Below are 14,035 nucleotides of genomic sequence, written 5' to 3' on the forward strand. Positions count from 1 at the left end.
TGGGAAGGGCATGCATGTCCGGCCACGCCCCATTATTGGCCGAACTGCGGGAGCGCATCGCGCATCTCGACGGCAGCGGCGTGCGGGTGCGGCCAGGCCTGCCCTTCGGCGTGGAAGCGATCGACCGGCATTTGCCGGGCGGTGGGCTGCTGCGCGGCGCGCTGCACGAGGTGAGCGGGGCAGGCGAGGATTTCACCTATGGCGCCGCGGCGGCGCTGTTCATCGCCGGAGTGCTGGCGCGGCTCGACGGTCCGGTGCTGTGGTGCCTGCGCCGCCGTGATCTGTTTGCGCCGGGGCTCGCCAATGCCGGGCTTGATCCGGACCGTGTCATCTATGCCGAGGCGGGCGACGCCAAGAACGTGCTGCTGGCCATGGAGGAGGGGCTGCGCCATGCGCCGCTCGCCGGCGTGGTCGGCGAGATCGACCGCATCGGACTCACCGCATCGCGCCGGCTCAATCTGGCGGCGGAGGAATCCGGCGTTCTGGCCTTCGCGCTGAAGCGCGGCTGGCGCCATGGCGACGTGGAGCGCGAGGAGCCGAGCGCCGCGCATACGCGCTGGCGGGTCGGTGCCATGCCGTCCCGCGCGCTTGAGGTGCCGGGGCTCGGACGCGCGCTCTGGCGACTGGAGCTTACCCGTTGCCGCAATGGCGAAGCCGCGCAATGGCTTGTGGAGGCGTGCGATGAACAAGGCCGTATCGCATTGGCAGACGTCGGGGCGGCAAGATCGGCACCGGCAACCCCCGCGCCGGCTCCTGTCGCTGTTCCTGCCGAGCTTTCCGACCGACCGGCTGCGCGCCCTTCGCCAATCCGGCGTGCCGCCGGTGGGGGTGCCGTTCGTCACCGCCGGGCGTGACGGCTCGCGGCGCATCCTGTGCGCGGTCGATGCCGCGGCACGCAAGGCCGGGCTCCATGTCGGCATGCCGGTGGCGGAGGCACAGGCCCTGCTACCCGGCCTCGCGCTCATCGAGGCCGAGCCGGAACGCGACCGGGAAATGCTCGACGCGCTCGCTATCGAGATCCTGCGTCGCACCAGCCCGATGGTGGCGCTCGATGCGCCGGACGGCCTGTGGATCGACACCACCGGCTGCGATCATCTGTTCGGCGGCGAGGCAGCCATGCTGGCCGATCTGCGCCATTGCCTGCACACCGCAGGCTATGCCTGCCGGGTCGCGCTAACTGGGACCACTGGCGCCGCTCATGCGCTGGCCCGCTTCGGCCGGAGTGCTGTCACCATAATCCCGCCCGGCGGAGAGGGGGTGGCGGTGAGCGCGCTGCCGCTGGCGGCGCTGCGGCTTCCCGAAGATACGGTCGCCGGGCTCCGGCGGCTGGGTTTCGACACCATCGGCCAGCTCGCCACGGTGCCGCGCGCGCCGCTGGTGCGGCGCTTCGGCATGGAGGTCACCCGCCGGCTCGATCAGGTCTCCGGCGCGGCGGCCGAACCGCTCGATCCGATCGAGCCGCCGGACATGCCACGGGTGAAGCTCGGCTTCATCGAGCCGATCGGCACGCCGGAGCATCTGGCGCGCGCCATTGCCGACCTTGCCGACATGCTGTGCGTGCGCCTGGGTGAAGAGGGGCTCGGGGCGCGGCGGCTCGACCTTGTCTTTGCCCGCGTCGACGGCCGCACCGAGATCATCCGCGCCGGCACCGCGGCGCCGAACCGCGAGCCGCGGCATCTGGTGCGGCTGCTCATCGAGCGGCTGTCGACTGTCGATCCCGGTTTCGGCGTCGAGACCATGACGCTCTCCGCGCCATTGGCAGAACCGCTCGACACCAGGCAGATCGCAGCCGGCTTTGCCGACGCGGCAGGCGGCGATATCGCGCTGCTGGTCGACACGCTGGCCAACCGGCTCGGCGCGCACCGGCTCTATCGCGCCGCGCCGGTAGAGAGCGACCTGCCCGAGCGCGCGGTACGCACCGTGGCGCCGCTCGCGCCGACGCTCAGGGCGGGCTGGCCGGCCGAGCTGCCGCGTCCGGTGCGCCTGTTTGATCCGCCGGAGGAGGTGCGGACGCTGGCGAAAATGCCGGACCACCCACCCAGGTTTTTCATCTGGCGCGGCCAGCGCCATGACATCACCCACGCCGACGGGCCGGAGCGAGTGTTCGGAGAATGGTGGCGGCGCGAGGCCGAGACCACCGCGGTGCGCGATTATTTTGCCGTGGAGGACGAGGCCGGCGCCCGCTTCTGGCTGTTCCGCGATGGCGACGGCAGCGACCGCGAGACCGGCTCCTATCGCTGGTTCCTGCATGGGTTGTTCACATGAACCAACCCGAGCACGAATACGCCGAATTGCAGGTGACGACGAATTTCTCCTTCCTGCGCGCGGGCTCGCATCCGCACGAATATTTCGAAGAGGCCAAGGCGCTCGGCATCTCCGCGCTGGCGGTCACCGACCGGCACTCGCTCGCCGGCATCGTTCGGGCGCATGTGGCGGCGGAGGAGCACGACGTCCGCCTCGTGGTCGGCTGCCGGCTGGACCTGACCGACGGCGTCACCATCCTCATCTATCCGACCGACCGCGCCGCCTATGGAAGGCTTTGCCGACTGCTCAGTCGCGGGAAGGAGCGCGCCGGCAAGGGCGCCTGCGAACTTGCCTGGGCGGATCTCGTGGAATTCGGCGAAGGCCAACTCGTCATGCTGGTGCCGGACGCGGCGGATGCGGTGCTTGCCGGCTGGCTGGCGCGGCTGCGCACTGATTTTCCGGGCCGCTGTTACATGGCGCTCACCTTGCGCCGCCGGCCCAGGGATGCGGAGCGGCTCAAGGCGCTTGCCGATCTCGCCGCGCGGGCGGGGGTGCCGGATGTCGTCACCAATGACGTGCTGTTCCATAGTCCCGAGCGGCGCATCCTGCAGGACGTCGTCACCTGCATCCGCGAGGGCTGCGCAATCGACGATGCCGGCTTCCGCCGCAACCGCTTCGCCGACCGTCATCTCAAGAAGCCCGAGGAGATGGAGCGGCTGTTCGCGCGGCACAAGGCGGCGGTGGCGCGCAGCATGGAGATCGTCCGGCGCTGCACCTTCTCGGTCGCCGAGCTGGCGGAGGAGTATCAGTATCCGCACGAGGTGGTCATTCCCGGGCTGACCGCGCAGCAGGCTTTGGAGAAGCTGACCTGGGAGGCGGTGGCGGAGCGCTTTCCCAATGGCGCCAAGCCGGAAATGATCGACCTGCTGCACAAGGAATTGGGGCTGATCGGCGAGATGGGCTACGCGCCCTATTTCCTCACCGTGAATGCCATCGTGAATCATGCGCGCTCGAAAGACATTCTCTGCCAGGGCCGCGGCTCGGCCGCCAATTCCGCCGTCTGCTACGTGCTCAACATCACCGCGATCGATCCGGTGGAAAGCAAGCTGCTGTTCGAGCGCTTCGTCTCCAGGAACCGCAATGAGCCGCCCGACATCGATGTCGATTTTGAGAATGGGCGACGCGAAGAGGTGATCCAGTGGATCTATGAGCAGTATGGCCGAACCCGTGCCGCGCTGTGCGCCACCGTGGTGCGCTACCGCACCCGTCGCGCGGTGCGCGAGGTCGGCAAGGTGATGGGGCTGTCGGAAGACGTCACCGCCCTGATGGCCAATCAGGTGTGGGGCTGGTCGATGGACGGCGTCACCGAGAAGGAGACCAACGGGCTTAATCTCAATCTCAGGGATCGCCGCCTGGCCCTCACCATCGAACTGACCCGTCAACTGGTCGGCTTCCCGCGCCATCTCTCCCAGCATCCCGGTGGTTTCGTCCTGACCAATGACCGGCTCGATGAACTGGTGCCGATCGAGCCCGCCGCGATGGACGACCGGCAGGTGATCGAATGGGACAAGGATGACATCGACGTCGTGAAGTTCATGAAGGTCGATGTGCTGGGGCTCGGCATGCTGGGCTGCATGCGCCGGGCGTTCGAGCTGCTGGCGGAGCACAAGGGCCTGGCGCTCAGCCTCGACACCATTCCGCAGGATGACCAGCCGACCTATGCGATGATCCAGAAGGCCGACACCATCGGCGTGTTCCAGATCGAGAGTCGGGCGCAGATGTCGATGCTGCCGCGGCTGAAGCCGAAGCATCTCTATGACCTCACCATCGAGGTCGCCATTGTCCGGCCCGGCCCGATCCAGGGCGACATGGTGCATCCCTATCTGAGGCGGCGGCAGAGCGGCGAGAAGCCGGATTACATCAAGCCCGAACTGGAAGCGGTGCTGGAGAAGACGCTCGGCATCCCGCTGTTCCAGGAACAGGCAATGCAGGTGGCGATGGTCGGTGCCGGCTTCTCCGCGGACGAGGCCGACCAGTTGCGCCGCTCCATGGCGACCTTCAAGAACACCGGCACCATCGGCAATTTCCGCCAGAGGCTGATTGGCGGCATGATGGAGCGCGGCTATCCGCAGGATTTCGCCGAGCGCATCTTCAAGCAGCTGGAGGGGTTCGGCTCCTATGGCTTCCCGGAGAGCCATGCGGCGAGCTTCGCGCTGATCGCCTATGCCTCGAGCTGGATGAAGTGCAACCACCCCGACGTGTTCTGCGCCGCACTCCTGAATGCGCAGCCCATGGGCTTCTACGCCCCCGCGCAGATCGTGCGCGACGCCCGCGCCCATGGCGTCGAGGTTCGCCCGGTCTGCATCAATGCCTCGCGCTGGGACTGCACGCTGGAGGAGACCAGGGAAAAGGGCCGCTTCGCGGTGCGGCTCGGCCTGCGCCTCGCCAAGGGCGTCGCGGAGCTTGAGGCCGCGCGCATCGCAGTGGCGCGCGGCGAGGAGCCCTATGGTTCGGTCGAGGAATTGTGGCGCCGTTCCGGGGCTTCGGTGCTGACCATCGAGAAGCTGGCCAATGCCGATGCCTTTGAGCCCTCGTTGAAACTCGCCCGGCGCGAGGCGCTGTGGGCGATCCGTGGCCTCAGCGACGAGAAACTGCCACTGTTCGATGCCGCGGCCGGCGCCGTCGAGGGGATGGTCGAGCCTCAGGTCCCGCTCGTGCCGATGACTTCGGGGCGGCATGTGGTCGAGGATTATGCCAGCACCGGCTTCAGCCTGCGCCGGCACCCGGTGAGCTTCCTGCGCGGCGAGCTGGCGCGCCGGCGCATCAGCCCATGTGAGAAGCTCGCCACCATGCGCGACCGCTCGTGGCTGAGCGTGGCCGGTATCGTTCTGGTGCGGCAGCGGCCGGGCTCGGCCAAGGGGGTGACCTTCATAACCATCGAGGACGAGGGCGGCATCGCCAATCTCGTGGTCTGGCCCTCGCTGTTCCAGGCGCAGCGTCGCATAGTGCTCGCCGGCGGCATGATCGCGGCCGAAGGCCAGGTGCAGCGCGAGGGCGACGTCATCCATCTGGTGGCAAAGCGGCTTACCGATCTCACCGCCCTGCTGCACGGCGTCGGCAATCATGACGACGCCTTCCCGATACCGCGCAGCCATGGCGACGGCGCGCGCAGCGGCGGCGCGCCGGATTCACGCGATCATGCGGAGCATCTGGTGGTGGAGGGAGACCGCGATGTCGAGCCGATCAAGGTGAAGACGCGGTCGTTCCATTGAGGGCTCACCTCCATAAACGACCTCATCCTGAGGTGCCCGGCGTCAGCCGGGCCTCGAAGGATGTCCGCCCCCGATGGCCGTCTTCTGCTTGAGCATCCTTCGAGGCTCGCTGCGCTCGCACCTCAGGATGAGGTGGCTAGTTACTCCGCCGGTGCGGGCGCGAATCCCACATCCGCCTCCTCGATCTCCGCCTTCGCGGCGGCGCGGCGGCGGTGGCCGGCGAGGGCGTCCTCGCGGCGCTTCCACAACTCATAGGCGATGGCCCCAAGAATGGTAGCCGCGACGATGATGACGGCGAGCGCGCTGATCGCCGGGGTCGAGCCCTGCCGCACCCGGCCCGCCAGCACCGTGGTCAGCGTCTTGTCGGAGAGGATGGCGAAGGTGGTGGTGTTGTAGTTCTCGAAGGAGGACAGGAACGCCAGTATCGCCGCCGAGAACAAAGCCGGCTTCAGGAACGGCAGCAGGATGTGGAAGAACACCTGCGGATAGGACGCTCCCAAATCCAACGCCGCTTCCTCCTGCGCGCGGTCGAAGCGCTGCAGGCGGGCTAGAATGACCAGCATGCAGAAGGCCGAGATGAAGCTGGACTGGCCGAGCACGGTCAGGACGATGCCATCATAGAAAAAGCGCATGCCGGTCACCGTGGTCAGCTGGCGCCAGAACACCACGGTGGAGATGCCGATGATGATGCCGGGGGTCAGCACCGGCGAGACCACGATGAGATAATAGGTCGAGCGCAGGCGGGCGTTGATCTGCGTCATCACGATGGCGCCGGCGAGCCCGATCGGCACCGACACCAGCACCACCAGCACGCCGATCCACAGGCTGGTCTGCAGCCCGTACATCAGGTCCTGGTCGGCGAACAGCGCGTCGAACCAGTTCAGCGTGAAGCCCTCGAACGGCCAGACCTGCGGATATTCCGGAGTGTTGAAGGCGGAGACGCCCATCACCGCCAGCGGACCGAGCAGATAGAGGAAGAACACCGCCACATAGACCGCGAACATCACGCGGCCGAACGCCCCCATCTTCATCGCGTGATCTCCCCGAGGCTGAGGCGGAAGACTTTCAGCACCGTCAGCACGAACAGGATGCAGGTGAGCAGCAGGATCAGCGCATAGGCCGCGCCCTGCGGCCAGTTGAAGGCCTGGTAGAAGCGGTCATAGACGATCGGGGTGAACCACAGCGTGCGGGGGCCACCGAGCACCAGGGGCGCCGCCAGTGCGCCGGCGGTGAGCATGAAGACCAGCGTGCAGCCCGAGGCGATGCCGGGCTTGGCGTGCGGCATGACGATGAAGGCGTGGATGTGCCACCAGGGCGCGCCGAGGTCGCGCGCCGCCTCGATCTGGTTCTTGTCGAGGCTCTCGATCGCATTGTAGAGCGGGAAGATCATCATCAAGAGGTAGGCGTAGCTGAGGCCCATATAGAGGCCGATATCGGCGCCGAGGAAATCGATCGGCTCGCCGATCAGGCCCGCGCCGATCAGCAGCTTGTTGATGACGCCGCCGGAGGACAGCAGCACGCGGAAGGCGAAGGCGCGCAAGATCTCGTTCACCCAATAGGGGATGATGAGCAGCAACAGCAGCAGCCTGAGCCGCGCGATCGCCGCCGACTGCGCCATGTGGAAGGCGAGCGGATAGCAGAGGGCGAAATTGAACAGCGTGATGAGGATGCTCACCCCGATGGTGAGGAAGAAGGCCTTGATATGCAGGTAGTTCCAGCTCGCGGTCGAGGTGGTCGAGCCGAACAGGAAGTAGCGGTAATTCTCCAGCGTGAAGACGTCCTTCGGCCCGCCCATCTGCGCGAATGGCAGCTTCGGCCGGAACGACATGTCGACCATGGCGAGCTGTGGCAGCACGATGATGAAGAAGGCCCAGAAGCCCACTGCAATCACCAGATAAAGCCCGATGGCGAGGCCGTTGCGCTGGAAGAAGCCGGGGCCGGTGGCAATGCCATAGCGCCGCTCCAGCATTGCCAGCCCGAAGAACAGCAATGCCACGGCAAATGGCAGGCCGATGACGATGGCGAGGCCCGAAGTTCCGCTCATGGAGACGCGGGCCTCGTGAGCAGGAGGCCGTCCTGCGGCTCGAAGCCGATGCGCAAATTCTCGCCCGGCTGCGGCAAAGCGGTGCCGGAGGCGGCGCTCACCGTGGCGGTCATCTTCTGCCCGGTGTGCACGCGCAGCGTCACATGGGTCACGCTGCCCTCATAGGCGACATCGATGGCTTCGCCCTCGAAGCCGACGGTCGAGCCGTTGGCGCGCAGCTTGAGCGCCTCGGGGCGCACGAACAGCAGCGCCTCCTCGCCCTGGGCGAGGCCGACCGGATTGCGGCCGCGCAGTGCGCCAAGCGAGGTGTCGATGCCCGCCATGCCGTCGGCTGCCGAGGTGACACGGCCACGGATGGCGTTGTTCTCGCCGACGAAGGCGGCGACGAACGGCGTGCGCGGCTCGGCATAGACGGTGCGGCCGCCGCCGACCTGCTCGATCACCCCGGCATTCATCACCGCGATGCGGTCCGACATGGTGAGCGCTTCGCCCTGGTCGTGGGTGATGTAGATGAAGGTGATGCCGACCCGCTTCTGGATGGCGCGCAACTCGGTGCGCATGTGCTGCCGGAGCTTGAGGTCGAGCGCGGAGAGCGGCTCGTCGAGCAGCAGCACGGACGGCTCCACCGCGAGCGCGCGGGCGATGGCGACACGCTGCTTCTGGCCTCCGGAAAGCTCGCTCACCTGCTTGGAGCCGTGCTCGGTGAGCGCCACCTGGATGAGCAGGTTTTTCACCTTCTCGTCGCGCTCGTGGCGCGGCACGCCGCGCACGCGCAGGCCGTAGCCGATATTGTCGGCGACGCTCATCATCGGGAACAGCGCAAGGTTCTGGAAGATCAGCGCGGTCGGCCGCTTGTTGGGGCCGATGCCCTTCATGTCCGCTCCGCCGATCTTCACCGTGCCGCGGGTCGGCTCGATGAAGCCGGAAATGGTGCGCAGCAGCGTGGTCTTGCCGCAGCCGGACGGGCCAAGGAAGGAGAAGAACTCGCCCGGTTCGATGGTGAGGTTGGCGTCCTTCACCGCGACGAAATCGCCGAAGGTGACGTTGACGCCCTCAAGCTCGACGGCAGCGGCCATAGGCTCTCCAACTCGAGTTTACGAAGCCGGCTTTGATATGCGTCATCCCGGCCGAAGCGCAGCGCAGAGCCGGGATCGCGTGACGTGTTGCGCCTCAAGGCCGACGCGATCCCGGATCGCACCTGCGGTGCGTCCGGGATGACGACAGTGGGAAGCGAGGGGTCACGCCGCCTTGAACTTCTCGGCGTACTGGGTGCGCAGTTCGGCGAACCATGACGGCTCCGGCGGACGGCTCCACAGCTTCGACAGCGCGTCGCCCGGATAGGCTTCGGCGAAGTTCTTCTTCGCCGTCTCCGACAGGAAGGCTTCGGAGCCCTTGACCACCGGGTTGTAGCCCGAGCCCTCAGCGACCAGCGCGGAGGCCTCCGGGGTGTGGATGTAGTTCAGCCACTCATAGGCCTGCGCGATGTTCTTGGCGCCCTTGGTCAGCGACCAGCCGTCGATCCAGGTGATGGCGCCTTCCTGCGGCGCCATATAGGTGACCGGCTTGCCTTGCTTCTTCAGCGAGAGCGGCGGGCCGTCCCAGGTCTGGCCGATGACGACGCCATTATCCATGAAGCCGGACTTGGTGTTGTCGGCCGAATCCCAGAACTGCTTGACCTGCGCCTTGTTGGCGACGGCGAAGGCCAGAATCGGATCATAGATCTTCTTCATGGTCTCCTCGTCCTTGAAGGCGTCGAGCATGCGGTTAGAGGGCAGCTTGCCGGTGGCGTCCATCCACAGGCCAATGCCCAGCAGCAGCGAATGCGGGCGGCCCTGCATCTTGCCCTTGAACGGCTCGCTCCACAGCGTGCCGTAGCTGAGGTCCTTGTAGTCCAGCTTGGTGAGGTCGGTGCGCCAGGAGATCGCCTCCGAGCCCCAGCAATGCGGCACGTGATAGAGCTTGCCGTCCCAGGTCCAGATGCTGGTCGAGCCTTCCAGCATGGCGGGCAGCAGATTGTCGAGCTTCAGCTTCGAGGTGTCGTACGGGGCGAGGACGTCGAGGTCCTTGAATTGCGGGGCGCGGTCGCGCGTCGGCTCGCACAGGTCGAAGCCCTCGCCGCCGGTGGCCTGCAGCTTGTTGATCTGCTCCTCATTCTGCGAGAACGGCGTGGTCTTCACCTTGATGCCGGTCTTCTTCTCGAAGTTCGGGATCACCGGGTTCGGCAGTTCGTCGTCCCAGTTCAGGAGACTCAGCTCGCCGGAGGAGGAGAAGGCGTCCTTCACGATGAAGGGGCCGGTGGCGGCGACGGTGCCGGCGGCCAGCGCGCCCTTGAACAGCACGCGGCGGGTGAAGGACCGCGCCGCCAGCAGGGTTTCGATCGATGAATTGGTGGTGTCAGGCTTCTTCGACACGACACGGCTCCTTTGGCTTTGCACCCGATCGGGCAGCGCAGGTTCGGGAGACGGGTCAGCAGGAAGCGTGCCAGCAGCCGGTATTTCGGGAATGTCGGCATCTTGATCGAAAAAACCGCGCAGCGTGGCCGCATCTGACGCCGTTTTCATCATGCCTGCCCGAGCGGCAGGCATGCGCATTACGCGCGATTACGACTTTAGTGAAAGACGCCGGCTTTCGTTTCGCCCGCAGCCGCAAGCGCGATCGCGCCTGAATCGCTGCCCGGATCATGGCCGGACATTGACCTGATACATGCCTGCCCTAAGGTCATGTGACGAACAACAGCAAGGGAGCAGACGCGATGTTTGGCGAGCCGGCCAAGGAACATGAATGGCTGAAGCAGTTCGTGGGCGAGTGGACTTTCTCCTCCGAATGCGACATGGGGCCAGACAAGCCGCGCGAGACCTTCACCGGTCGTGAGCGCGTCAGCATGCTCGGCCCGTTCTGGACGCTGTTCGAGGGCGAGGGCGAAATGATCGGCGGCGGCACCGGCCACACCCGCACGACGCTCGGCTACGACCCGGCGAAGGGCTATATCGGCACCTGGGTCGGCTCGATGATGCCGTTCATGTGGGTCTATGCCGGCGAGCTTTCGGAGGACGAGAGCGTGCTGACATTGGTGACGGAGGGACCGAACTTCTCCGGCGAGGGCCTGTCGACCTATCACGACGTCATCACCGTGGTGAGCGCGGACGAGCGCATCCTCACCTCGCGGGTGAAGAATGATGACGGCTCCTGGAAGGAGTTCGTCTGGGTGCGCTACCGGCGGGTTTGAGAGCCTGACCCGTAATTTCCTCTCCCCATTGGGGAGAGGTGGCCCGCGAAGCGGGTCGGTGAGGGGGAGCGTCATTGCGGAGCGAAAGAAGGCCCCTCACCCCAACCCTCTCCCCGATGGGGAGAGGGAGAAAGCCGTGATGGCTCACGCCTTCAGGCGGTAGCCGGTGCGCAGCATCCAGGCGGCGAGGGCGATGCACAAAGCCAGGAACAGTACGGTCATGCCCAGCGCGAGGCGCACATCGACGTCCGCTATGCCGTAGAAGGTCCAGCGGAAGCCGTTCACCAGATAGACCACCGGGTTGAACAGCGTGACGACCTGCCAGGCCGGCGGCAGCATGGCGATGGAATAGAACGTGCCGCCGAGAAAGGTCAGCGGCGTCACCACCAGGATCGGCACGATCTGCAGCTTCTCGAAGCCATTGGCCCAGATGCCGAGGATGAAGCCGAACATGCAGAAGGTGACCGAGATCAGCACCAGAAAGGCCAGCATCCACAAGGGATGCAGGATGGAGAACGGCACGAACAGCCGCGCGGTGGCGAGGATGATGAGGCCGAGGATCATCGATTTGGTCGCCGCCGCGCCGACATAGCCGAGCAGCACCTCGAAGGTCGAGACCGGCGCCGAGAGCAGCTCATAGATGGTGCCGGTGAAGCGCGGCAGATAGATGCCGAACGAGGCGTTGGAGATGCTCTCGGTCAGCACCGCCAGTAATATCAGCCCCGGCACGATGAAGGCGCCATAGGGGATGCCGTCGATCTCCTGCATCCGTGAGCCGATGGCCGAGCCGAACACCACGAAATACAGCGAGGTGGAGATCACCGGCGAGGCGATGGACTGGAACAGCGTGCGCCAGGTGCGGTGCAGCTCGAAGAAATAGATGGCGCGGACGGCGTGGAGATTCATGCCGGGATAAGTACTGGTGCTCATGCCGGCACTCCTTCGCGAATCCGCGCCGAATCCTTGCCGACCAGATCGACGAAGATGTCCTCCAGCGAGGAGCGCTCGGTGTCGATCGAGGTGAACTCGATGCCGCGCGCCGCCAGCGCCTTGACGAGATCGGCGACGCCGCTCTCTTCAGTGCCGCCGGCGCGGCTCATGGTGAGCACCATGCCGTCCACTGAGAGCGTGACCTCGCCGAGGCCCGCTGGCAGCGCCTCCAGCCGGTCGCGCAGGCCGATGGTGACGGTGGTGCGACCCATGCGGCGCATGAGCGTCGCCTTGTCCTCGACCAGGATGATCTCGCCCTTGTTGATGACGCCGACGCGGTCGGCCATCTCCTCGGCTTCCTCGATGTAGTGCGTGGTCAGGATGATGGTGACGCCCTGCTCGCGCAGCCGCCGCACCATGGCCCACATGTCGCGCCGCAGCTCGACATCGACGCCCGCGGTCGGCTCGTCGAGGAACAGGATGGTCGGCTCGTGGGCGAGGGCCTTGGCGATCAGCACGCGCCGCTTCATGCCGCCGGACAGAGTGGCGATGACGGCGTCGCGCTTGTCCCACAGCGAGAGGTCGCGCAGCACGCGCTCGATATGGCCGGGGTTGCGCTTCTTGCCGAACAGCCCGCGGCTGAAGCTCACCGTGCCCCACACCGTCTCGAACATGTCGGTGGAGAGTTCCTGTGGCACCAGCCCGATCGTGGCGCGCGCGGCGCGGTAGTCGCGGATGATGTCGTGACCGTCCGCCGTCACCGTACCGGCGGTGGGCCGCACCAGCCCGCAGACGATGCCGATCAGCGTGGTCTTGCCGGCGCCATTCGGCCCCAGCAGCGCGAAGATCTCGCCGCGACGGATGTCGAGATTGACCGTCTTCAGCGCCTGATGGCCTGTGGCGTAGGTTTTTTCCAGGCCGGAGATGGTGACGATGGAATCCAAAGAGCGACGCTCCCGGTGAGGGATGGGCCGGGAGGTTTAGCGGATTTGGGGCAGGAGGGGGAGGGCAAAGCCATCCGCCAGATGCCATCCCCGATCTTGTGAAAGCCGAGGCTGCTGCCTCGGCATCTCCCTAACAGACGACGACCGTAGGTCGCCTTTGCACGGTCGCTTCTTTAACCTCCACCAACCACCAGATCATCCCGGTGCACCATGGCCGCGCGGCCCTCGAACCCCGTAATCGTCGCGATCTCATCCGATGAGCGGCCTCTGATCCGCTCGGCATAGTCCGCGTCATACGCCACCAGCCCGCGCCCGATCTCGGCGCCGTCAGGCCCGCGCAGCACCACGGCGTCGCCGCGCTGGAAGGTGCCCTCGACCCGGGTCACGCCGGCCGGCAGCAGCGAGGTGCCGCGGCGCAGCGCGGCGACGGCGCCGGCGTCGAGGTGCAGCGTGCCGCGCGGCTCCAGCGCGCCGGCGATCCAGCGCTTGCGCGAGGCGACGGGATTGGCGGGGGCGAGGAACCATGTGCAGCGCGCCCCGCTCTCCACCGCCCGCAGCGGGTTCTTCACCTTGCCGGAGGCGATCAGCATGTGGGCGCCGGCGGTGGTGGCGATCTTGCCGGCCTCGATCTTGGTCTTCATGCCGCCGCGCGACAGCTCCGAACCGGCCGAGCCGGCCATCGCCTCGATCTCCGCGGTGATGCGCGGCACCACCGGGATCAACTCGGCCAGGGGATCGTCATTGGGCGGGGCGGTGTAGAGACCGTCAATGTCGGAGAGCAGTACCAGCAGGTCCGCGCTCGCCATGCCGGCAACGCGGGCGGCGAGGCGGTCATTGTCGCCATAGCGGATCTCGCTGGTCGCCACCGTGTCATTCTCATTGATGACGGGAACGCATTTCAGCTCCAAGAGCTTGGCGATGGTGGAGCGGGCATTGAGGTAGCGCCGGCGCTCCTCGGTATCGCCCAGCGTGACCAGGATCTGCCCGGCGGCGACGCCTTCATGGTTGAGCGCCTCCGACCAGTTGCGGGCCAGCGCGATCTGGCCGACCGCGGCCGCCGCCTGGCTTTCCTCCAGCTTCAAGGGCCGCTTCGGCAGCTTCAATATGTTGCGGCCAAGCGCGATGGCGCCGGAGGACACCACCAGCACATCCTTACCCTCGCGGTGCAGCGCCGCGATGTCCTCGGCGAGCGCGGCGAGCCAGGCATGGCGCAGCCGGCCGCGGGCGGAATCGACCAGCAGCGCCGAGCCGACCTTCACCACGATGCGGCGGAAGGAGGCCAGCTGGGGCAGGGACGCTGGGAAAGGGAGCAGGGGTGCGGTCGTGGTCATGGGTCTCAAGCCGGGGCGCAGGCGATGTCGGTGACGGCGAAATC

At 66.6% G+C, this 14,035-nt stretch carries 11 protein-coding genes; 4 read left to right on the forward strand and 7 right to left on the reverse strand.

Annotated features, from left to right (window positions below; translation table 11 throughout):
- Positions 1 to 14 precede the first annotated feature (14 nt).
- The 3 genes from G3545_RS29775 to G3545_RS20050 are packed head-to-tail and all read left to right on the forward strand — an operon-like array spanning position 15 to position 5,516.
- Positions 15 to 854, forward strand: coding sequence for a damage-inducible mutagenesis protein (locus G3545_RS29775; RefSeq protein WP_246702491.1), 840 nt, complete (start codon positions 15 to 17; stop codon positions 852 to 854).
- Entirely contained in the window at positions 829 to 2,265 is a 1,437-nt protein-coding gene (locus G3545_RS20045; RefSeq protein WP_246702921.1) for a DNA polymerase Y family protein, read from the forward strand. The genes G3545_RS29775 and G3545_RS20045 overlap by 26 nt, the downstream gene beginning before the upstream one ends.
- Positions 2,262 to 5,516, forward strand: coding sequence for an error-prone DNA polymerase (locus G3545_RS20050; protein WP_170015011.1), 3,255 nt, complete (start codon positions 2,262 to 2,264; stop codon positions 5,514 to 5,516). Before G3545_RS20045 ends, G3545_RS20050 begins: the two co-directional genes overlap by 4 nt.
- 140 nt (positions 5,517 to 5,656) lie before the next feature.
- On the opposite strand, the gene G3545_RS20055 is transcribed toward G3545_RS20050, so the two are convergent.
- The 4 genes from G3545_RS20055 to G3545_RS20070 all read right to left on the reverse strand — a co-directional run bounded on the left by G3545_RS20055 (position 5,657) and on the right by G3545_RS20070 (position 9,971).
- Entirely contained in the window at positions 5,657 to 6,547 is an 891-nt protein-coding gene (locus G3545_RS20055) for an ABC transporter permease (RefSeq protein ID WP_170015012.1), read from the reverse strand.
- Complete coding sequence (locus G3545_RS20060; protein ID WP_170015013.1) at positions 6,544 to 7,560, reverse strand: ABC transporter permease; 1,017 nt, start codon at positions 7,558 to 7,560, stop codon at positions 6,544 to 6,546. The genes G3545_RS20055 and G3545_RS20060 overlap by 4 nt, the downstream gene beginning before the upstream one ends.
- Positions 7,557 to 8,636, reverse strand: coding sequence for an ABC transporter ATP-binding protein (locus G3545_RS20065; protein WP_170015014.1), 1,080 nt, complete (start codon positions 8,634 to 8,636; stop codon positions 7,557 to 7,559). Before G3545_RS20065 ends, G3545_RS20060 begins: the two co-directional genes overlap by 4 nt.
- A gap of 162 nt (positions 8,637 to 8,798) precedes the next feature.
- Positions 8,799 to 9,971 (reverse strand): extracellular solute-binding protein, encoded by a 1,173-nt coding sequence (locus G3545_RS20070; RefSeq protein ID WP_246702492.1) that lies wholly within the window; start codon positions 9,969 to 9,971, stop codon positions 8,799 to 8,801.
- Positions 9,972 to 10,312: 341 nt separating this feature from the next.
- On the opposite strand from G3545_RS20070, the gene G3545_RS20075 reads away from it, so the two are divergent.
- Positions 10,313 to 10,786, forward strand: coding sequence for a DUF1579 domain-containing protein (locus tag G3545_RS20075; protein WP_170015017.1), 474 nt, complete (start codon positions 10,313 to 10,315; stop codon positions 10,784 to 10,786).
- A gap of 144 nt (positions 10,787 to 10,930) precedes the next feature.
- Here the strand turns inward: G3545_RS20075 and G3545_RS20080 are convergent, their stop codons facing one another.
- The 3 genes from G3545_RS20080 to proB all read right to left on the reverse strand — a co-directional run bounded on the left by G3545_RS20080 (position 10,931) and on the right by proB (position 13,991).
- The gene (locus tag G3545_RS20080; protein ID WP_170018178.1) at positions 10,931 to 11,692 is read right to left on the reverse strand and encodes an ABC transporter permease; all 762 of its coding nucleotides are present in this window, start codon (positions 11,690 to 11,692) and stop codon (positions 10,931 to 10,933) included.
- A 20-nt stretch (positions 11,693 to 11,712) separates the two neighbouring features.
- Positions 11,713 to 12,660 (reverse strand): ABC transporter ATP-binding protein, encoded by a 948-nt coding sequence (locus G3545_RS20085; protein ID WP_170015019.1) that lies wholly within the window; start codon positions 12,658 to 12,660, stop codon positions 11,713 to 11,715.
- A 173-nt stretch (positions 12,661 to 12,833) separates the two neighbouring features.
- Positions 12,834 to 13,991, reverse strand: coding sequence for a glutamate 5-kinase (gene proB / locus G3545_RS20090; RefSeq protein ID WP_170015021.1), 1,158 nt, complete (start codon positions 13,989 to 13,991; stop codon positions 12,834 to 12,836).
- Between the last annotated feature and the right edge of the window lie 44 nt (positions 13,992 to 14,035).

Source organism: Starkeya sp. ORNL1, assembly GCF_012971745.1.
GTDB lineage: Bacteria > Pseudomonadota > Alphaproteobacteria > Rhizobiales > Xanthobacteraceae > Ancylobacter.

What these genes read in the sequence shown, in the direction of transcription:
- proB (WP_170015021.1), bottom strand. Translation starts at nt 13,991, where the DNA reads ATGACCACGACCGCACCCCTGCTCCCTTTCCCAGCGTCCCTGCCCCAG.
- G3545_RS20065 (WP_170015014.1), bottom strand. Translation starts at nt 8,636, where the DNA reads ATGGCCGCTGCCGTCGAGCTTGAGGGCGTCAACGTCACCTTCGGCGAT.
- G3545_RS20080 (WP_170018178.1), bottom strand. Translation starts at nt 11,692, where the DNA reads ATGAATCTCCACGCCGTCCGCGCCATCTATTTCTTCGAGCTGCACCGC.
- G3545_RS20075 (WP_170015017.1), top strand. Translation starts at nt 10,313, where the DNA reads ATGTTTGGCGAGCCGGCCAAGGAACATGAATGGCTGAAGCAGTTCGTG.
- G3545_RS20060 (WP_170015013.1), bottom strand. Translation starts at nt 7,560, where the DNA reads ATGAGCGGAACTTCGGGCCTCGCCATCGTCATCGGCCTGCCATTTGCC.
- G3545_RS20050 (WP_170015011.1), top strand. Translation starts at nt 2,262, where the DNA reads ATGAACCAACCCGAGCACGAATACGCCGAATTGCAGGTGACGACGAAT.
- G3545_RS20055 (WP_170015012.1), bottom strand. Translation starts at nt 6,547, where the DNA reads ATGAAGATGGGGGCGTTCGGCCGCGTGATGTTCGCGGTCTATGTGGCG.
- G3545_RS29775 (WP_246702491.1), top strand. Translation starts at nt 15, where the DNA reads ATGTCCGGCCACGCCCCATTATTGGCCGAACTGCGGGAGCGCATCGCG.